21 protein-coding genes and 1 pseudogene are annotated in these 19,460 nt (G+C 59.5%); 16 read left to right on the forward strand and 6 right to left on the reverse strand.

Annotated elements, in window-relative coordinates:
* The first annotated feature begins 21 nt into the window (after nucleotides 1-21).
* Nucleotides 22-1,254, forward strand: a complete 1,233-nt coding sequence (gene ilvA, locus ACTRWK_RS05915) for a threonine ammonia-lyase IlvA (RefSeq protein ID WP_348000664.1) — start codon at nucleotides 22-24, stop codon at nucleotides 1,252-1,254.
* 7 nt (nucleotides 1,255-1,261) lie between these two features.
* Here the strand turns inward: ilvA and ACTRWK_RS05920 are convergent, their stop codons facing one another.
* Nucleotides 1,262-1,582, reverse strand: a complete 321-nt coding sequence (locus ACTRWK_RS05920; RefSeq protein WP_462843821.1) for an Hpt domain-containing protein — start codon at nucleotides 1,580-1,582, stop codon at nucleotides 1,262-1,264.
* 216 nt (nucleotides 1,583-1,798) lie between these two features.
* On the opposite strand from ACTRWK_RS05920, the pseudogene ACTRWK_RS05925 reads away from it, so the two are divergent.
* A pseudogene (locus ACTRWK_RS05925) lies at nucleotides 1,799-2,974 on the forward strand (SpoIIE family protein phosphatase); the annotation flags it as partial.
* Between the two features lie 11 nt (nucleotides 2,975-2,985).
* Here ACTRWK_RS05925 and ACTRWK_RS05930 read toward each other — a convergent pair.
* Entirely contained in the window at nucleotides 2,986-3,432 is a 447-nt protein-coding gene (locus ACTRWK_RS05930) for an NUDIX domain-containing protein (protein ID WP_081858756.1), read from the reverse strand.
* A gap of 78 nt (nucleotides 3,433-3,510) precedes the next feature.
* Here ACTRWK_RS05930 and hslO point away from each other — a divergent pair, with 78 nt between their 5' ends.
* The 8 genes from hslO (at nucleotide 3,511) to ACTRWK_RS05970 (ending at nucleotide 12,644) form a co-directional block, all read left to right on the forward strand.
* Nucleotides 3,511-4,497 (forward strand): Hsp33 family molecular chaperone HslO, encoded by a 987-nt coding sequence (gene hslO / locus ACTRWK_RS05935; RefSeq protein ID WP_037942394.1) that lies wholly within the window; start codon nucleotides 3,511-3,513, stop codon nucleotides 4,495-4,497.
* The gene (locus ACTRWK_RS05940; protein WP_009825734.1) at nucleotides 4,487-5,083 is read left to right on the forward strand and encodes a CoA pyrophosphatase; all 597 of its coding nucleotides are present in this window, start codon (nucleotides 4,487-4,489) and stop codon (nucleotides 5,081-5,083) included. Before hslO ends, ACTRWK_RS05940 begins: the two co-directional genes overlap by 11 nt.
* Nucleotides 5,062-6,246: a CCA tRNA nucleotidyltransferase gene (locus tag ACTRWK_RS05945; protein WP_037942393.1), complete on the forward strand. Its 1,185-nt coding sequence runs from the start codon at nucleotides 5,062-5,064 to the stop codon at nucleotides 6,244-6,246. The genes ACTRWK_RS05940 and ACTRWK_RS05945 overlap by 22 nt, the downstream gene beginning before the upstream one ends.
* Nucleotides 6,247-6,315: 69 nt before the next feature.
* Nucleotides 6,316-8,157, forward strand: coding sequence for an ABC transporter ATP-binding protein (locus ACTRWK_RS05950; RefSeq protein ID WP_037942390.1), 1,842 nt, complete (start codon nucleotides 6,316-6,318; stop codon nucleotides 8,155-8,157).
* Complete coding sequence (locus ACTRWK_RS05955) at nucleotides 8,157-9,983, forward strand: ABC transporter ATP-binding protein (protein WP_037942388.1); 1,827 nt, start codon at nucleotides 8,157-8,159, stop codon at nucleotides 9,981-9,983. Before ACTRWK_RS05950 ends, ACTRWK_RS05955 begins: the two co-directional genes overlap by 1 nt.
* 38 nt (nucleotides 9,984-10,021) lie before the next feature.
* On the forward strand, nucleotides 10,022-11,260 hold the full coding sequence (locus ACTRWK_RS05960) for a class I SAM-dependent RNA methyltransferase (RefSeq protein WP_353628111.1): 1,239 nt from the start codon (nucleotides 10,022-10,024) through the stop codon (nucleotides 11,258-11,260).
* Between the two features lie 9 nt (nucleotides 11,261-11,269).
* Nucleotides 11,270-12,061: an ion transporter gene (locus ACTRWK_RS05965; protein ID WP_005850824.1), complete on the forward strand. Its 792-nt coding sequence runs from the start codon at nucleotides 11,270-11,272 to the stop codon at nucleotides 12,059-12,061.
* An 85-nt stretch (nucleotides 12,062-12,146) separates the two neighbouring features.
* Nucleotides 12,147-12,644 (forward strand): L,D-transpeptidase family protein, encoded by a 498-nt coding sequence (locus ACTRWK_RS05970; protein ID WP_005850826.1) that lies wholly within the window; start codon nucleotides 12,147-12,149, stop codon nucleotides 12,642-12,644.
* A gap of 32 nt (nucleotides 12,645-12,676) precedes the next feature.
* Here the strand turns inward: ACTRWK_RS05970 and dalA are convergent, their stop codons facing one another.
* Nucleotides 12,677-13,186 (reverse strand): divisome-associated lipoprotein DalA, encoded by a 510-nt coding sequence (gene dalA / locus ACTRWK_RS05975; RefSeq protein ID WP_037942386.1) that lies wholly within the window; start codon nucleotides 13,184-13,186, stop codon nucleotides 12,677-12,679.
* A gap of 171 nt (nucleotides 13,187-13,357) precedes the next feature.
* On the opposite strand from dalA, the gene ACTRWK_RS05980 reads away from it, so the two are divergent.
* Nucleotides 13,358-13,963 carry a L,D-transpeptidase gene (locus tag ACTRWK_RS05980; RefSeq protein ID WP_037942384.1) on the forward strand — a complete coding sequence of 202 codons (606 nt, stop codon included), beginning with the start codon at nucleotides 13,358-13,360 and terminating at the stop codon, nucleotides 13,961-13,963.
* Nucleotides 13,964-14,103: 140 nt separating this feature from the next.
* Nucleotides 14,104-14,286, forward strand: a complete 183-nt coding sequence (locus ACTRWK_RS05985) for a hypothetical protein (RefSeq protein ID WP_005850832.1) — start codon at nucleotides 14,104-14,106, stop codon at nucleotides 14,284-14,286.
* Between the two features lie 149 nt (nucleotides 14,287-14,435).
* Here the strand turns inward: ACTRWK_RS05985 and hemH are convergent, their stop codons facing one another.
* Nucleotides 14,436-15,482: a ferrochelatase gene (hemH, locus tag ACTRWK_RS05990; protein ID WP_009825741.1), complete on the reverse strand. Its 1,047-nt coding sequence runs from the start codon at nucleotides 15,480-15,482 to the stop codon at nucleotides 14,436-14,438.
* Nucleotides 15,483-15,534: 52 nt separating this feature from the next.
* A complete protein-coding gene (locus ACTRWK_RS05995; RefSeq protein ID WP_260004418.1) occupies nucleotides 15,535-16,353 on the reverse strand; it encodes a methyltransferase domain-containing protein in 819 nt (272 codons plus the stop codon).
* Between the two features lie 17 nt (nucleotides 16,354-16,370).
* On the opposite strand from ACTRWK_RS05995, the gene ACTRWK_RS06000 reads away from it, so the two are divergent.
* From ACTRWK_RS06000 to ACTRWK_RS06015, 4 genes are read left to right on the forward strand one after another with little or no spacing between them, the layout of a single operon-like run.
* Complete coding sequence (locus ACTRWK_RS06000) at nucleotides 16,371-17,099, forward strand: ComF family protein (protein WP_289081930.1); 729 nt, start codon at nucleotides 16,371-16,373, stop codon at nucleotides 17,097-17,099.
* Between the two features lie 36 nt (nucleotides 17,100-17,135).
* Nucleotides 17,136-17,393 carry a glutaredoxin 3 gene (gene grxC / locus ACTRWK_RS06005; RefSeq protein WP_005850844.1) on the forward strand — a complete coding sequence of 86 codons (258 nt, stop codon included), beginning with the start codon at nucleotides 17,136-17,138 and terminating at the stop codon, nucleotides 17,391-17,393.
* Entirely contained in the window at nucleotides 17,393-18,223 is an 831-nt protein-coding gene (locus ACTRWK_RS06010) for a carbon-nitrogen hydrolase family protein (protein WP_462843822.1), read from the forward strand. The genes grxC and ACTRWK_RS06010 overlap by 1 nt, the downstream gene beginning before the upstream one ends.
* Nucleotides 18,224-18,232: 9 nt before the next feature.
* The gene (locus ACTRWK_RS06015) at nucleotides 18,233-18,670 is read left to right on the forward strand and encodes a MarR family winged helix-turn-helix transcriptional regulator (protein ID WP_005850847.1); all 438 of its coding nucleotides are present in this window, start codon (nucleotides 18,233-18,235) and stop codon (nucleotides 18,668-18,670) included.
* A gap of 12 nt (nucleotides 18,671-18,682) precedes the next feature.
* On the opposite strand, the gene ubiG is transcribed toward ACTRWK_RS06015, so the two are convergent.
* Complete coding sequence (ubiG, locus tag ACTRWK_RS06020) at nucleotides 18,683-19,429, reverse strand: bifunctional 2-polyprenyl-6-hydroxyphenol methylase/3-demethylubiquinol 3-O-methyltransferase UbiG (RefSeq protein WP_180828523.1); 747 nt, start codon at nucleotides 19,427-19,429, stop codon at nucleotides 18,683-18,685.
* Nucleotides 19,430-19,460: the final 31 nt, after the last annotated feature.

Raw genomic sequence — 19,460 nt, forward strand, 5'->3', positions numbered from 1 at the left:
TTCAACGGGAAGGTCGATGAGATGACAGATATGTTCAAAACTGCAGCACGCAGCGCAGCGCAACAGATGCGAGAGGTGTTTCCCGCCACCCCCTTGATGCGCAACGAACATCTGTCAGAAAAATACGACGCTGACATATGGTTGAAACGCGAAGACCTAAGCCCCGTTAGATCATATAAGTTGCGCGGAGCGTTCAACGCGATGCGCAAAGTGATCCCCGAGAAGTCTGTTTTCGTTTGTGCAAGCGCGGGCAATCACGCCCAAGGTGTTGCATTTATGTGCAGTCATTTCGGTGTGAAAGGTGTGATCTTCATGCCCGTTACGACGCCTCAACAGAAAATTCAGAAAACCAAGATGTTCGGTGGGCTTCAGGTCGAGGTTCGCTTGATCGGCGATTACTTTGACAAAACACTCGCCGCGGCGCAGCAGTATTGCGTGGAAGAGGGTGCGCATTTTCTGTCTCCTTTCGATGATGAAGATGTCATTGAGGGGCAAGCCTCCGTTGCGGTTGAAATAGAGGAGCAGTTAGGGCGCGTGCCCGACCACATTCTGCTTCCCGTTGGTGGCGGCGGTCTTTCGTCCGGCGTTTACAGCTATTTTCAAAATGCGTGCCGGTATAGCTTTGTTGAACCTGAAGGGGCCCCTAGTTTGGCCAAAGCTTTGGCCGCGGGTGCACCGGTGGATGTGTCTCCTATCAATAGTTTCGTCGATGGGGCCGCGGTCGCAAAAATTGGCCAACGTAACTTCGCACGGCTGGATCGTGTCGCAGAGAGTGATGTGATCCATCTGGCCGAAGACCGCATCTGTGTCACGATCATCGAAATGCTGAATGTTGAAGGCATCGTGTTAGAACCTGCTGGTGCCCTTTCTATTGAGGCGCTGGGCGAAGTAGCTGACCAGATCAAGGGCAAGACCGTTGTATGCGTAGCATCCGGCGGAAACTTCGATTTTGAGCGTCTGCCAGAGGTGAAAGAGCGGGCGCAGCGGTACTCCGGCGTCAAGAAATATTTTATTCTGCGGATGCCGCAGCGCCCTGGTGCGCTGAAAGAATTCTTAAGCATTCTCGGCCCGGACGATGACATCTGTCGGTTTGAATACCTGAAGAAGTCTGCGCGAAACTTCGGCTCTGTCCTGATCGGAATTGAAACACGCAGCCCTGACAGTTTTGGGCCGTTCTTGGCGCAACTGAAGGACGCAGGATTTACCTATACGGACATCACGAATGACGAAACCTTGGCTCAATTTGTTCTATAGGCGCACTTCAGGTCTCCGTGTTCGATAGGAAATGTTCTTTCGATTTTTCATAGCTGGTAAGGATCTCCTTCCAAATAGATGTGATTTGATGGCTGCCGGCAACATTGCCTTCGGCCTGCGCGCATTGTTCTGACAATTCGACAAACCCCACGCTTAATGCGCTGCCCTTCACAAAGTGAAGTATATCGCGAAACTGATCGGTCGTTACGCCCATCGTTAGCTGAGCATTGGCTTCTTCCACCTCCTTAAAAAACACGCACATAATTGTGCTGAAGTCGTCGCGCCCAACAGCGGCCTGCAAGGTCGCGACCTGTTCCCAGTCAATCACTGATTCGCCCTCTTTCTCCGGCCAATGTGGGGCAAAATTCTTAACAAAGCGTGCAGGGCGATCATCACTTTAAAACTTTTGGACTTCACCGAATCTTAATCAGTCGTTGGCTAGGCTCGGGGCGAAGTTGCCGAAAGCTTTTGAATGTTGCAGAACAAGATTGAAAAAATAGCCCGACCAAACACGCCGCAGCGGTTTCGCGCGATCAAAACAGCTATGGTTGTCGACGATAGCGCGCTGCAGCGGCGAATCTTGATGGCGACGTTGTCGCGATGGGGATTCGATGTGCAGGAAGCGGCCTCTGCTGAAGAAGCATTGGTGGTCTGCGAACAAAATCTACCAGATCTGATCATCAGCGATTGGATTATGCCTGGTATGTCAGGGCTGCAATTTTGCGAGGCGTTTCGCAAACTTTCGAAGGGCAGCTACGGGTACTTCATTTTACTGACGGCAAAATCTGATAAATCCGAGGTGGTTAAAGGGTTGGACAGCGGTGCGGACGATTTTGTCAGCAAGCCCGTCAACGTTGACGAGCTACGCGCGCGAATTATGGCGGGCGAACGCATTTTGACGATGCAGCGTGAATTATCGTCGAAAAACCGTGTCATTACTGAAGCTCTGGACGCGTTGCAAAACGTACATGACGCATTGGATCGGGACCTAGGCGAAGCGCGAAAGTTTCAGAAATCCCTTTTGCAGGAACCCTACTGCGCCTTCGATGCGGGTGCCGTGTCTTTGATGCTCAGGTCCAGCGGGCATGTAGGGGGCGATCTGGTGGGATATTTCACAGCGGGAAATAGCATCGGGATCTACGGGCTAGATGTGTCCGGCCACGGGGTGAGCTCGGCTCTGATGGCCGCCCGTTTGGCCGGTATATTTTCCGCCGTCGCACCTGAGCAAAACCTGGCATTGGCACGCCAATCTGACGGGACGTATAAAATGCGCCCGCCCGACCAAGTAATCGCCGAGCTGAACAGCCTAGTGCTCTCTGACATGGAATCGGAGCAGTATTTCACACTTTTTCTGGCGGAAATTGAACTTGATACCGGCAGGATCAGGGCAACCCAGGCCGGCCACCCGCACCCCTTCATTCAGCGACGCAACAGCAGGTTGGAAAACTTCGGGAGAGGCGGGCTGCCCGTAGGGCTGATTGCCGATGCGCAATATGAAACAGTCGCGAGCCAGCTTTACCCTGGCGACCGTCTGATCGTGCTTTCCGACGGGGTGACGGAATGTCCTGACCCGATTGGGCAAATGCTTGACGATAATGGTCTAAATCAGGTTCTACATGATCTGCACCCCATCAGGGGGCCGCTTTTCTTTGACGCGCTCACGTCGCGGCTAGAAGATCATGCGGGGACGGCTGACTTTCCTGATGATGTTTCCGGCATCTGCTTCGAATTTCAGGACCTTGCCGCCAGAAACCGTTCAAGAAAGTGCCGATCCCCATCGTTGCCTAGCACCGAAACGGCCTCTTCCCCCGACAGAACAACTGTTGCGTGGTCAGGCTCTATCGGGGGGGCAATATGACGGACGGGATGGGCGACATAGACATGGCAAATTTTCTCGGCCCAGATGTCATACTCCGGCATATAGACGTGTCGCCGGAATGCGCCCAACCGCCGGGGGCGCGCAATGGTCCAGCCAATCTCTTCCATTACCTCGCGGTGGAGCGTTTGGAGAGGCGATTCACCGGGGTCAATGCCACCGCCTGGCAACTGAATATCAACATGTGGCCTAAGCTGGGCGGTCATCAAAAAGCGACCCTTGAGGGGCAAAATCGCATAGGCTCCGGGGCGCGACGTGTATGTTTTTCCCGGAATGGGCGGTTCCCCAACGCGTCGCATCATATGACTCCCCCTTTTCGCACGGCTTGTTGCCCTTATATAGACGCGGTATGCCAACCGTCTGCCGGTAAGGAAAGTCAAATGACCCAAGGAAACAAAATCGCGTGGGACGACACCGTTCTACCCTTTCAACTCGATGCCTCTGATATTCGGGGGCGCGTCGCGCGTCTGGATGGCGTGCTGGAAGGGATTTTGCGTCAGCATGACTATCCCGACAAGGTAGAAGCGTTGGTCGCCGAAATGGCCTTGCTTACGGCGCTGATCGGGCAAACCATTAAGCTGCGTTGGAAATTGCAACTGCAGGTCCAATCCAAAGGGCCCGTGCGCATGATTGCGACAGACTACTACGGCCCGACGGAGGATGGTGAACCCGCGCGCATCCGCGCTTACGCCAGCTATGATGCCGACCGGATCACCGATGGGCCGGCCTTTGATCAGGTTGGCGAGGGGTATTTTGCCATTATGATCGATCAGGGCAACGGGATGACCCCCTACCAGGGGATTACGCCGCTTACCGGTAAATCGCTGTCCGAATGTGCAGAGGCGTATTTCGCGCAGTCCGAACAGCTGCCCACACGGTTTGAGCTGAGCTTTGGCAAATCCACCTCCCCGGGGGAGGATGAGCATTGGCGCGCCGGCGGTGTTATGCTGCAACATATGCCCAAAGCCTCGCCCTTTGCCGCGCAAGGGGAAGGTAGCGGCGAGGTGCTGCAAGCCACTGATCTGGTCGACGGTGAAGAGGGGGATAACTGGCGCCGCGTCAACGTCTTGCTGGATACGGTAGACGAGCTTGAACTGATTGGGCCGAGCCTGCCGCCGACAGATCTTTTGAAACGTCTGTTTCACGAAGAGATGCCGCGAGTCTTCGACGCGCAGGCGGTCCGCTTTGGCTGCACCTGCTCCGAAGATCGTGTGCGACAAAGCCTGTCGATCTATTCGGCGGGGGATATCGAAACGATGACGACAGACGACGGCCGCGTCACGGCCGACTGCCAGTTCTGTGGCGCGCATTATGATCTGGACCCGAAAACAGTCGGGTTCGAGGCAGAAGACAACAGTGGCAGCTGATCAGCTCGCCCATTTTCGGAAGGCGCTGGCGCAAACTGGTGTCACGTCTTCCGATTTTGACCTTAACAAAGGGTCTACGCCACCGGCAAACCGGACATTGCGGCCAGCTGGCGTTTTGGCCCCGATCGTTGAACGGGGCGGGCGGTTGGAACTTATCCTGACCAAACGGTCGTCCGCGCTAAAGCACCATCCGGGGCAAATCGCCTTCCCGGGCGGCAAGCAGGATGGCGGTGATGCGGATGTCGTTGCCGCAGCCCTACGCGAGGCACGGGAAGAAATCGGCCTGCCCTCGGATCTGGTTGACGTCTTGGGTACGCTGCCCGCACATGAGACAGTTACCAACTTTCTGGTGACGCCCGTCATTGCCTTCGTGAAAAAAGACTTTGAAATTATCCCCGAGCCCGGCGAAGTTGAGGAAGTCTTTACCGTTCCACTTGATCATGTGCTCAACGCCGAAAATTACGTGGTCCAGTCGCGCCGATGGCAGGGGCAGCGACGGTATTATTACACGGTTCCTTATGGGCCCTATTACATTTGGGGGGCAACCGCGCGTATGTTGCGGGCATGGACAGAACGTATGATGTGACCCTTCCCGCCAGCACGCGCTGGCTTTCCGACCCCGATGCCCAAGCCGTATGCGATGCGGTGACGGACGGCGGGCATGCGATCTATTTTGTCGGGGGCTGTGTGCGGAACGCGCTTTTGGGCGTGGCGGATAGCGATGTCGACATGTCGACCAATGCATTGCCCGAACGCGTCATGGCTCTTGCCGCGCGCGCTGGGCTGAAAGCCGTACCGACGGGCGTGGAACATGGAACTGTCACCGTGGTCAGCGGCGGTAAGGGGTTCGAGGTGACGACCTTCCGCCGGGACGTGGAAACGGACGGGCGACGTGCGGTTGTCGCTTTTTCGGACAGTATCCTCGACGATGCGTTGCGCCGTGATTTTACGATGAACGCGCTTTACGCGGATGCGCAGGGGCGGGTGATCGACCCGCTTGAAGGTCTTGTTGATTTGCGCGCCCGGCGGGTGAGGTTTATCGAGGATGCCGCCCAACGTATCCGCGAAGATTACCTGCGCACGTTGCGCTATTTCCGGTTTTGCGCGTGGTATGCGGACCCGGTCGAGGGCTTCGATCCGGAGGCTTTGGCCGCGATTGCAGCGCATACCGACGGGTTGGAAAGCCTGTCGGCAGAGCGGATCGGGGCAGAGCTTACGAAGCTGTTAACCGCGCCGGACCCTGCGCCAGCGGTCGCGGCGATGCGCCAAACCGGCGTTTTGGGGACAATTCTGCCGGGGAGCGATGATCGCTGGCTCGGGATGGTCGTGCATTTCGAACAGCTGTTGCAGATGTCTGTGGACTGGCGAACGCGGCTGGCCGCGCTTGGCGGTGAGGATATCGACCAGCGCCTGAGGTTGAGCAAGGCAGACGCGAAACACCTGCATCGGCTGAAAGAGGCGGCATATGGCGCAGAGACGGTGGCCGCGATTGCCCATATCGACGGCGGCGATATGGCGCGCGCGGTTGTTGTGCTGCGTGCGTACCTGTCTGAAACGCCACCCGATGCGGCAGTGCTTGATCGTATCGCGCAGGCCGAAGCTGCCGTATTTCCCGTGCAAGCCGCTGATTTGATGCCGGAATACACCGGACCTGCTTTGGGCAGGCGGCTGGCCGAGCTTAGGGCGGTCTGGATCGCTTCGGGGTTTGCGGCGACGCGCGACAGTTTGTTGGACACGCCAGAAAGCTGACGCAACCTGTGGTCTTTTCGGCGCGGCTCTTTCTATAGTGGCGGCGAACACGCGCCCTACAGGTGAATTATGTTTCGATTTTTCGAAAATCTTGTCGATCCCTATGCGGATTACGCCGAGCAAGACACGCCGCCCACGCGGCTGTGGCCCTTTTTCCGCAACTACAGCGCGCCGTTCAAAACGGTGTTCTGGGTCACGGGTGTGCTTTCCGTTGTCGTCGCAGCGATCGAGATCGGGTTGATCTACTATATGGGCCGTCTTGTCGATCTGATGGACGGCAGCCCGGCCGAGGTATGGCGTAGCTATGGGACGGAGTTTATCGTCGTCGCGCTGCTTATCCTGATCGCGCGGCCTGCTGTGCAGGCGGTTCATGTGTTACTCCTGAACAACGCTGTGTTGCCAAATTACGGCACGCTTTTCCGTTGGCGCGGACACCGGCAGGTACTGCGGCAATCAGTCGGCTGGTTCGAGGATGACTTTGCCGGGCGCATCGCCAACCGCATCATGCAAACGCCCCCCGCTGCGGGGGAGGTCGTGTTTCAGGTCTTTGACGCGATTTCATATGCGCTGGCCTATCTCATCGGCGCAGCGATTTTGTTAACCACGTCGGACTGGCAACTGCTGATCCCCTTGGTCGCGTGGTTCGCGCTTTATGCTGTGCTGACCCAATGGACGATCAAGCGTGTGGCGGTTGCGTCGCAAGCCGCGTCGGATGCCCGCTCAGAGGTGACGGGCCGCGTGGTCGACAGTTACAGCAACATTCATTCGGTCAAGATGTTTGCCCACCATGACCGCGAGATTGAATATGCCAAGGGCGCCATCGAGAAGGCGCGCGTCACTTTTCAAAAGGAAATGCGGATATTCACCATCATGGATATCTGTCTGGTCAGCTTGAACGGTTTGTTAATCGTCGGGGTCGTAGGCTGGGCGTTCTATCTGTGGTCAACCGGCAACGCGACGGTGGGCGTGGTGACCGCTGCGACGGCGCTGACGCTGCGGTTGAACTCCATGACCGCCTGGATCATGTGGGCGCTATCGACGTTCTTCCAGCAGCTTGGCGTCGTGGCCGAGGGGCTAGAAACGATTGGGCAGCCAATCACCTTGGTTGACGACAGCGATGCCAAGCCGCTGGCCCTGACCGACGGGCGGGTGGAAATGCGCGGGCTGACCCATCATTATGGCCGTGGTTCGGGCGGGTTGGATCAGGTGGATATCACCGTGCAGCCGGGGGAAAAGATCGGCCTGATCGGGCGGTCGGGCGCGGGCAAATCGACCTTGGTCAAGCTGCTGCTGCGGTTTTACGACCCCGAAGGCGGACGTATTCTGATTGACGGGCAGGATATCACCACCGTCCGGCAGGACAGCCTGCGGCAAGCGATCGGGATGGTACAGCAGGACAATGCCCTGCTGCATCGATCGATCCGCGAGAACATTCTCTACGGTCGTCCCACTGCGACGGAGGCAGAGGTGATCGCCGCAGCGAAACAGGCCCAAGCCCATGACTTTATTCAGGGTTTGAACGATCAGGGCGGGCGGTCCGGCTATGACGCGCAGGTTGGCGAGCGGGGGGTAAAGCTGTCGGGCGGGCAGCGGCAACGCATCGCGCTGGCGCGGGTCATCCTCAAGAACGCGCCGATCCTTTTGCTGGACGAAGCGACGAGCGCGCTTGATAGCGAGGTAGAAGCCGCGATCCAGCAGACCCTGTACGGCATGATGGAGGGCAAGACCGTCATCGCCATCGCGCATCGCCTGTCCACCATCGCTGAAATGGACCGTATTCTGGTCATGGACGGGGGCCGTATCGTCGAAGAGGGCACACATGAGGTGCTTTTAGCACAAGGCGGGCTATATGCAGATTTCTGGAACCGGCAATCCGGCGGGTTCCTTCGCACAGAAGAGCCGACATCGTAATGCCTTTGACATGGATCGACCCGTTTTCCCCCGCCAAGACAGAGCCGCCGCGCCGTCTGGCGGCCTTTTTTCGTTGGGCGTTGAAGGGCAGCGGCCCTGCGCTTGGCGTCGCGGGCGTGCTATCGATTTTCGCCGGCGTGATAGAGGTGATGGCCGCCCTGGTTCTTGGGTGGGTCGTGGATGCGGCGCTTGCCGCCGAGGCGGGGGCCGTATTCTCGGATCATACGGGGCTGCTCTTGGCGGGACTGGCGTTCTTTTTGCTGCTGCGTCCGGCGCTGTTCGGCGTCAGTTCGTATATGCAGTCGATCGTGGTCGCGCCGAATGTGTTCAACCTCGTGCTGTCGCGCTTGCATCGCTACACGCTGGGGCAGGCGGTCACGTTTTTCGACAATGATTTCGCGGGCCGGATTTCGCAAAAGGAAATGCAGACCAGCCGCGCGCTGACCGATGTCGTGACCGAGGTGCTGCATACGGTGCTCTTCGCCGCCGCGTCCTTTGTCGGTGCGGTGATGCTGCTTGGCACGGTAGACTGGCGCATCGCTGCGGGGCTGGTGCTTTGGATGGTGGGCTATGTTTTCCTGATCCGCCACTTCATGCCGCGGGTCCGCAAACATTCCAAAGCGCGGGCAGGCGCGCGCGCGATGGTGACGGGGCAAGTGGTCGATACGATCACCAACATCAAAACCGTCAAGCTCTTCGCCCATGCCGATCACGAGGACCGCGCCGCCTTGGGGGCGATGCGCAAGTTTCTGGATACGAGCCTCGATTTCGGGCGGGTCAGCGTCTCTTTCCGGTTCTGGCTGATGACGATTGCGGGATTTTTGCCGGTGCTGCTGGTGGGGGGTGCGCTTTGGTATTGGTCGCTGGGTCTGGTGACGGCGGGTGATATTGCGGCGACGGGGGCGGTGTCGCTTCGGCTGGCGCAGATGACGGGCTGGGTCAGTTTCACGCTGATGGCGCTTTATGCGAATGTGGGCGAGGTTGAAGACGGGATGCGCACGCTGGCCGCGCCGCAGCAGCTGCGCGATGCAGACAACGCGGCAGAGCTGGTGGTGCGCGAAGGGGCGATCCGCTTTGACGGGCTGCGCTTTACCTATGGCCGCGATACGGGCGGTATCGAAGAGCTGAGCCTATCGATCAAACCGGGAGAGAAGCTGGGCATCGTCGGCGCATCGGGGGCGGGGAAATCGACGTTGGTGTCGCTTTTGCTGCGGCTCTATACGGCGGAACAGGGTCACATTTCGATTGATGGGCAGGATGTCTCATTGGTCACCAAGCAAAGCTTGCGGCGTCAGATCGGGATGGTCACGCAGGAGACGGCGATGTTCAACCGGTCGGCGTTCGACAACATCCGCTATGGCAAACCCGACGCGACAGAGGCAGAGGTCATCGCCGCCGCACGCAAGGCCGAGGCGCATGAGTTCATCGAGAAGATGCAGGACCACACGGGCCGCAGCGGCTATGACGCGCATCTGGGGGAACGGGGGGTGAAGCTGTCGGGCGGGCAACGTCAGCGTATTGCGCTGGCCCGCGCGATCCTCAAGGACGCGCCGATCCTGATATTGGACGAAGCGACAAGCGCGCTGGATAGCGAGGTCGAAGCCGCGATCCAAAGCGCGCTGACCCGCGTGATGGATGGCAAGACCGTGATGGCCATCGCCCACCGTCTGTCGACCCTGACCGAGATGGACCGCATCGCCGTGATGGACGCGGGCCGCATCGTAGAGATCGGCACCCATGAGGCGCTGCTTGCCAAAGACGGGCTTTATGCCCGCTACTGGCGGCGGCAGTCGGGCGGGTTTTTGGATATGAAGGCCGCAGAATAAGGCTTTTGCTGCGCCCGGCTTCGCGGTAAGCCCTGCGCATGACAGAATATACAATCCAGCGACTTGGCCACCTGGGCGACGGCATTGCGCCCGGCCCTTTATTTGCCCCGATGACCCTGCCGGGCGAGGTGGTGACAGGCACGCCTGACGGTCAGACCCTGACCGACATCCGTATCGTCACCCCGTCAGAGAACCGGGTGTCGGCGCCGTGTCGCCACTTCAAGGCCTGTGGCGGCTGCCAGTTGCAGCATGCGTCGGATGACTATGTCGCGGATTTCAAGCTGGGCGTGGTCAAGGCGTCGCTGGATGCCCACGGGATAGAGACTGTTTTTAAGCAACTGCAAACCTCGCCCGCGCAATCGCGCCGTCGGGCCACCTTTGCGGCGAAACGCACCAAAAAGGGCGCGATGGCCGGTTTCCACGGGCGCGGGTCTGATGTGGTGATCGAAATTCCCGGGTGCCAGCTGCTGGACCCTGCGGTGATGGGCGCGCTGCCGATTGCCGAAAAGCTTGCCGTGATCGGTACAAGCCGCAAGGCCGCACTGGCTGTAACGGTGACCGCGTCGCGCGGGGGGCTCGATATCTCGGTCCAGAACGGGAAAGAGCTGGACGGCCCCTTGCGGCAAGAACTGGCGCATCTGTGCGACAGTCTGGGGCTGGCGCGGCTGACCTGGGACGGCGAGGTGATCGCGATGCGCACGCCGCCCGTACAGCGTTTCGGTGCGGCCAAGGTGACACCCCCGCCCGGTGCCTTCCTGCAAGCCACCCCGCACGGAGAGGCGGCGCTGGTCACCGCCGTGCGCGAGGCTGTCGGTGAGGCGCGTCATGTGATTGACCTGTTTGCCGGCTGCGGCACGTTCAGCCTGCCCCTGGCCGATCAGGCAGAGGTACACGCCGTCGAAGGTGACGCCGCCATGACCGCCGCGCTGGATCACGGGTGGCGCATGTCGACGGGGCTCAAACCCGTCACGACAGAGGCGCGCGATCTGTTCCGCCGTCCCTTGCTGCCGGACGAGCTGGCCAAGACCGACGCGGTGGTCATCGACCCGCCGCGCGCGGGGGCCGAGGCCCAGATCGCCGAGATCGTCAAAGCGATGCCGCCGGTGCTGGCCTATGTGTCGTGTAACCCCGTCACCTTCGCGCGGGACGCCGCCGTGCTGATTGCCGCCGGTTATACCTTAAATTGGGTGCAAGTCGTTGATCAATTCCGCTGGTCATCCCATGTGGAGCTGGCAGCGCAGTTCACTGCGCCGGAAGTACAACGCAAACGTAAATAACGCAGATCTATGGTGGGCACGGTAAATATGCGGGAACGTCTGGGAAGATGGGTCGAAGGGCGGGCCGTCAGCAATTTCATCATCGGTGTGATCGTGTTCAACGCCGCCCTGCTGGGGATGGAGACAGCCCCCGCCCTGATGGAGAAATACGGCACGCTGATCCTGTTTCTGGATCGCGTCTGCCTGTTCATTTTCATCGCCGAGATCACGCTCAAGATCATTGCGCGTGGGGTCGGGTTCTTCCGCAACGGGTGGAACGTCTTTGACTTTACGGTCGTTGCCATCGCGCTGGTGCCCGCGGTGCAGGGGCTGTCTGTCTTGCGGGCGTTGCGTATCCTGCGGGTTTTGCGGGTGCTGTCCGTCGCTCCGCGTCTGCGCCGCGTCGTCGAAGGGTTTATCACCGCGTTGCCCGGTATGGGGTCGGTGTTCCTACTGATGACGATCATCTTTTACATCGGGTCCGTGATCGCGACCAAATTGTTCAGCGACCAGTTCCCCGAATGGTTCGGGTCATTGCCCGCCAGCGCCTATAGCCTGTTTCAGATCATGACGCTGGAAAGCTGGTCGATGGGGATCGTCCGCCCGGTGATGGAGGTCTACCCCTATGCCTGGGTCTTCTTCGTGCCGTTTATTCTGGTCACGACCTTCGCCGTGGTGAACTTGCTGGTGGGTCTGATCGTGAACTCGATGCAGGACGCGCATAACGAGGAAGAGACCGTGCGCACCGATGCCTACCGGCTTGAGGTGATGGAAAAGCTGGAAGCGATCGAAAAGAAGCTGGCAGAGCACAGCCGCCAGTAACGGCTTTTTGACCGCATCGATATTTGCTACATGATAGGGCATCCACATAAGGCCGAAAAGGTCGCGGGAACGAGGCATAGTGAACATGAAACGCAGAAACCTGATTCTGGGTGGCACCGCGCTGGTCGCGCTTGGGGCCTGCAGCAGCAGTAAATTCAAACGGTACAATGGGCCGCAGGTCACCTATGTGATCGTCAACAAGGGCGACCGCCGGATGTATCTGATGCACCACGACAAGGTGCTGGAATCATACGATATCAAACTGGGGTTCGCGCCTGTGGGCCACAAGGTGTACGAAGGTGACGGGCGCACGCCCGAAGGGATCTATATGATCGACCGGCGCAATCCGAACAGCCGCTTCCACCTGTCGATCGGCATCAACTACCCCAATGAAATGGACCGCGCCCGCGCGGAAGCTTTGGGCAAAAGCCCCGGTGGCGATATCTTTATCCACGGTCAAAAGACCGCCAAGGACAAGAATCGCACCGATTGGACGTGGGGATGTATCTCTGTCTCGAACGACGAGATGGAGGAGATCTATGCGATGGTCGGGGATAACACCCCGATCGCACTGAACCCCTGATGTCTAGCTAAAAGCGGGGGTGACCTTGGCGGTCACTTCCCCATCACCATGGTCCACCAGATCTTGCCGTTGTTTTCCTGATGCCAGGAAAAGCCCATGTTCAAAGCGTCCTTCGACATGATGATGCGGCGGGTGTCCGGCTTCTCCATCCACGCGGCAAGTGTTTCGAGCTCGGTCTCGTAGGTTTCCGAGATGACTTCGCCGACCAGCGCGCCAGTATATCCTACACGTTGGATACGATCGACAGGGGACGACCCGTCAGACCCGAAGTGCCAGGGGCGGTTCTGCACCGCCATATCCCGCGCATGGGTCGCGGCGGCGGCGTTCAGCTGTGCGTCCAGTTGAACGGGTGCCAGACCGGAGGCACCGCGCAGCGCGTTCACGGAATCAAGCATGCGGAATTGCAGCTTGCCGGTATCATTGCGACCGATCTTATAGACGGTAGGGCCGGGGCGACCGTCGGACGCAAGCGGGGTCGGTGCAGGGGTACAGGCCGCCAGCGCCACGGTCAGGGAAATAAGGATTGAAAACAGACGGATCATGGCGCAGCTCCACGCAATTGGGTTTGTCGTGCCATACAGCTTGATGCGTTGCAGATCAAACGCACATGAGCGTGAGCGCGCCTGTTAACGCTTGTTTGATTTGAAACTGCGACTTTCGAGCCATATACGACAGTATTATACTAGGTTGTAACTACCTTCAGGAGACATCTGATGTCTGATAAGAAATTTACCCTTTCGTCGCGCCGTGCTTTCCTTGCTGGCAGCGCCGCAATGCTGGCAACGCCCGCTCTGGCGCAAAGCAGCGTGAACAGCGAAGCGACCACGGAGACGGAGCGTGATCTGACCGAGACGGTGCGTCGCAACACCTCCAGCTTCCGCACGCTGGATTGGCAGCCGTACTTCAGCGACACCAAGAACGGGGCCATTCTTGTCGATATCGACAGCCGCGCGGTGCATTACTGGTCCGAGGATCAATCGATCTACAAACTTTACCCCTCAAGCGTACCGCTGACAGAGGAACTGACCCGCCGTGGGCGCACCAGCGTGATCCAGAAGGTCGTCGGCCCCACATGGCGCCCGACCCCGTCGATGCTGGAACGCAACCCAGAGTGGCCAGCGGTGATCGGGCCAGGCCCTGACAACCCCTTGGGCACCCACGCGCTGTACCTGAGCTGGACGTACTACCGTATCCATGGCACGCATGACACACGCAAGATCGGGCGTCGTTCGTCGAATGGCTGCATTGGCCTGTACAATGAACATATTGCTGAACTTTTTGGCATGGCGAACGTCGGCACCCAAGTGTTGCTTATTTGACAACTTTTTAGCGATTGTGGTGCTCAAAAGCTGAATCCGGGTTTGCAATTACCCGCTGATGCTGTTTAGAAAGTTTTACGAGGTAAGTCTTGGGCGCGTGCTATCACACTGTGAAGTACGCCTTTTCTGGAGGTTATGTTATGAAGAAACTCGTTCTCGCCGCTGCTCTGACAGCTGCTGCATCGAATGCATTTGCTGGTTCGCTGGCAGAGCCAATCATCGAAGCACCCGTCATCGTTGAAGAGTCCACCTCTTCTTCCTCGGGCATCCTGATTCCTCTGCTGCTGCTGGCCGTTGTTGCTGCTGCAGTTGCTTCCGACTAATTCGGTCGAAGTTTCAGTTAGAAAAAGGCGGTGTTCTACACCGCCTTTTTTTATGTCTGCCGTTCGGCTCCAGATGACAAGCGGACAAAAGAAAAGCGCCTGTAGCCACAGGCGCTTTCTTTGTTTTCAGGTCCAACCCGCGCGGGGGATTAGTCGATCCAGCCTTGCAGGTTTTCCTCGATCACGTTGGACAGCGCCTTGATGTGCAAGTCGTCGTCATTGAGGCAGGGGATATAGTGAAACTCCTCCCCGCCCGCGTGTTCAAAGCTTTCCTTGATCTCTTCGTTGATCTCTTCCAGCGTTTCGATGCAATCGGCTGAAAAGGCAGGGGCACAGACCGCGATCTTTTTGTTGCCGGCTTCGGCCTGCCGCGCGACCTCTTCCACGGTATAGGGCTGCAACCATTCTTCGGGGCCGAATTTCGACTGGAAGGTCGTCATGATCTGGGTGTCGTCCCAGCCCAGCCGTTCCTTCAGCAGGCGCGTCGTTTTCTGGCATTGGCAGTGGTAGGGATCGCCTTCCATCAAATAGCGCAGCGGGACACCGTGATAGGAACACAGCAGCTTATCGGGCTTTGTCTCCATCTTGGCGTAGGCCTTCTCGATCGAGGTGGCGAGCGCTTCGATATAATCGGGGCGGTCGAAATAGGGTTCAACCGTGCGGGCGGCGGGCTGCCATTTCTCTTTGGCGAGCGCGGCGAAAAACGCGTCATTCGCGGTGGCAGATGTGGCACCGGCGTATTGCGGGTACAGCGGGAAGAACAGGATCTTCTGGCAGCCCGCAGCGGTCATCGCCGCCACCTTGGATTGGGTCGACGGGTTGCCGTAGCGCATGCAGTAATCGACCATGACTGCGTCACCATACCGCGCCTGCATCGCGTCTTTTATCTTCGCGGTTTGCTGTTTGGTGATGGTCATCAGCGGGCTTTCCCCCGCCTCGTGGTTCCAGATCGACTTATACGCGGCACCGCTGGTGAAGGGGCGTTTCGACAGGATCACCAGCTGAAGCAGCGGCTGCCATTTCCACGGGCTATAGTCGATGACGCGGCGATCCGACAGAAATTCCGATAGATAACGGCGCATTGACCAGTAATCATAGTTGTCCGGCGTGCCGAGGTTCGCCAGCAGGATACCCACCTTGGGGGCGGGCACGGTGGGGTGGTCAGGCTGTGCATGGGCTGGGCGCTGCTGCGTCATCTGGCATTCCTTTTCTGCGTTTAGCGCTGAGATAAACGGTTATGGTCGCGCGTCAATCGCGCAGCGGCGTTTCTGCCGTGGCCAGCGCATCGGCCAAGCGCTGCTGCGCAGAGCCGGGTCGCAGGGGTTTGGGCTGGCTGTCCGCCGGTGCCCAGCCCGCCAGAAAGACCAGCTCAAAGCTTGCTTTGATGCGCCCCTCTGGCGTGGCGTAGTGGTCGCGGTAAAGCTGCCCCGCCGCGTCAAAGATCGCTCGGCCACTGGGACGGCGCAGGCGGCTGGTCAGGGCGTTGGCCTCTCCCATGGCGCGCAGGTCGCGCATCAGGTGCCAGATATCGCTGTATTCTGTCGTCAGCGTCACGGAATCCGCCACCGGCAGCGCAAGCCCCGCCCGTTGCAGCAGCCCGCCGATATCACGCAACTCGGCCATAGGGGCGATCCGCGGCGACAGCCCACCGGTGATCGACGCCTCGGCCTGACCCAGACAGGCGCGCAGCTCGTGCAGTGTCTGCCCGCCGAAACCGACGCTTAAAAACAGCCCGTCGGGTTGCAGGGCACGGCGTGACTGGATGATCTGACCCACCGGATCATTCGCCCAATGCATCCCCATCGCATGGACCACCAGATCATGCGCGCCTTGGGTCAGCGCAAGCGTATCGGTGTCCTCCACCAGCGTCGCGGAGGGGTGCAGCGCGCCCCAGACCTGCGGGAAGCCGGTGACAATCGCTGCTGACGTAAAGGTTCTGTTAACCAGCGACAGCCGATCATCGACCTCTTCAAGCGCGGCGCGGTGCAGGAACAGGGCGTCATCGGTTGCGCGGCTACGGTTGCGGGTCAGCGCCGCGCGATCGGTCAGGGTGTGTGAAGCGTTCATGAAAGGATAATAAGATCATGCGAGACCAGTTACAAACCGCTGTTGCGCTGATTTATCCGCCGTCCTGTCTGGCGTGCGGGGCGTGGGTGGCTGCACATGGGGGGCTGTGCGGCCCGTGCTGGCGCGACACGGGGTTCATCGAAGGTGTGGTTTGCGAGACCTGCGGTATTCCCTTGCTGGGCGATATGTCCGAGACAGACGTGCGCTGCGACGCGTGCCTTGACGCGCCGCCGCCGTGGGAGCACGGGCGCGCAGTCCTTTTGTACCGAGATACCGGCCGCCGACTGGTGCTGGCGCTGAAACACGGCGACCGTCAGGACATCGCCAAACCCGCAGGGCACTGGATGGCGCGGGTGATCGCGCCCTTCGTCACGCCTGACACTTTGGTGGTGCCCGTGCCGCTGCATTACGCGCGGCTGTGGAAGCGGCGGTTCAACCAATCGGCCTTGCTGGCCCGTGCACTTGCCCGCGAACACAAGCTCGGGTGGTGCCCCGACGCGCTGCGCCGCGTCCGACGCACCGCCGCGCTAGAGGGGAAGGGACGCCGCGAACGCTTCGCCCATCTGGATGGCGCGATCACCGCCCATCCCCGCCGCGCTGACCTGCTGCGTGACCGTCCGGTGCTGTTGGTGGATGACGTGATGACATCGGGCGCGACATTACAGGCGTCGGCGCGGGCCTGTCTGGACGCACGCGCAGGGCCAATCTGCGTCGTGACACTGGCAAGAGTGGTAAAAGATACTTAAGTCTTGATCCAACCCATTTGTTGAAAGGACATCAACATGCAACCTGTTGAGATCTATACCTCCCCGCTGTGCGGCTTTTGCCATGCCGCCAAACGTCTGCTGAATGAAAAAGGCGTGAGCTTTGCCGAGGTCGACGTGCTTGCCCAGCCAGAGCGTAAGTCCGAGATGATCGAGCGTGCGAATGGCGGGCGCACTGTGCCGCAGATCTTTATCGGCGACACCCATGTCGGCGGCTGTGATGACCTTTACGCGCTTGAGCGTGCGGGCAAGCTGGACGCTTTGTTGGCCTCCTGATGCAGGCGGCGCTGATCCAGCTGAACGTCAGCGATACACCGGCCCGCAATCTGGCGGGCACGGTAAAGATGGTGCGCGATGCCGCGGCGCAGGGGGCGGCGTTTGTCCTCACGCCAGAGGTCACGAACTGCGTCTCGACCAGCCGCGACCACCAGCGCAGCGTTTTGCAGCACGAAGACGATGACATCACCCTCGCCGCCTTGCGGGATGTGGCGCAAGAGGCGGGCATCTGGCTGCTGATCGGATCGCTTGGGCTGAAAACGCGGGATGCGGACGGGCGTTTTGCCAATCGGTCGTTCCTGATTGATCCGCAGGGGCAGATCAAGGCCCGCTATGACAAGATCCATATGTTCGACGTGGATATCGACGCGGGCGAAAGCTACCGCGAATCGGCAGGCTACCGCCCCGGCGATCAGGCGGTTGTGACGCAGACGCCCTTTGCCAAAGTCGGGATGAGCATCTGCTATGACATGCGCTTCCCCAAGCTCTATCAGGCGCTGGCGGATGCGGGGGCCACGATCCTGACCATGCCCGCCGCGTTTTCGCCCGTGACCGGTGCCGCGCATTGGCACATGCTGCTGCGGGCCCGCGCGATCGAGACAGGGTGTTTCGTGTTAGCCCCCGCGCAGACCGGCACCCATGCCAGCGACAGCCACAAGACCCGCGACACCTACGGCCATTCGCTGGTTGTTGCCCCGTGGGGCGAGGTGCTGCTGGATGCAGGCACCGCGCCGGGCATTTATCCGTTCACGCTGGACATGGCGCGTGTACAAGAGGCACGTACCCGCGTACCCAGTCTTGCCAACCGGCGGGATTTCAAGGCACCTTAGTAACGGCTTATGACGGAAAATCGAAACTCACTTGCGATCACGTTGATCAGCGAATTGCTGTCGGCTGATCAACGGATGCGCAACCGGCTGACCCGGGCGCTGCCCAAAGGCATGGAGATTTCGCATTTTTCGGTGCTGAACAATCTGGCCTGGCATGACGGTGAAAAGACCCCCGCGCAGCTGGCCGAGACGTTCAATGTCACCCGTGGCGCGATGACAAACACGCTGAATAAACTGGTCTGGGCGGGCTATGTGCATATCCGCCCCGATTGGGACGATGCGCGGCGCAAGATGGTGGCGATCAGCCCCGCAGGCCGCAATGCGCGGGATCATGCGATCCGGCAAATCTCGCCGTTGATCAATGACGTGGCCGATGATCTGGGCGAGGCACAGGTGCGTGCCACGCTTGATACCCTGCGCGCCCTGCGGCGCCAGCTGGAAGGCTGACGCCGGTTTGGGTCACTCTGGCTTCAGGCTGGCGGTGACGTAGTTCACGCTCAGGTCACGATCGGACAAACGCCACGACCATGTGATCGGGTTGAACACGAACCCTTTGCGATCCACCGCCGTCAGGCCCGCCTTGTGCAGCAGGTCAAAGAGTTCATCCGGCGTGATGAATTTCGACCATTCATGGGTGCCCTTGGGTAGCCAGCGCATCACGTGCTCTGCCCCGACAATCGCCATCATGAAAGACTTGGGGTTGCGGTTCAGTGTCGAACAGATGTGCAGCCCGCCGGGTTTCAGCAGGGTGCGGCAGGCGATCAGATAATCGATGGGAGAGGCGACATGTTCGACCACTTCCATGTTCAGCACCACGTCGAATTGTTCCCCCGCTTCGGCCAGCGCCTCGGCGGTGGTGTGGCGATAGTCGATGTTGAGCCCCGATTGCTGCGCATGGACCTGCGCGACGGGGATGTTGCCCGCCGCGGCATCGGCACCGACCACGGTCGCACCCAACCGCGCCATCGGTTCCGACAGCAGCCCGCCGCCGCAGCCGATGTCCAGAATCCGCAGCCCGCGAAACGGTTCGGGCGATTTCAGGTCACGGTCGAACTCTCCGGCGATTTGGGAGGTGATGTAATCCAGACGGCAGGGATTGAGCATATGCAGCGGCTTGAACTTGCCGTTCTCGTCCCACCATTCGGCGGCCATGGCCTGAAACTTTTCGATCTCGGCGGGGTCAACAGTGCTTTGAGGCGCTTGCATTCTGATCTCTCTGTGCTCTTTTGGGTCCAAT

It is taken from the genome of Sulfitobacter sp. G5_S2_6_S6 (assembly GCF_054968505.1).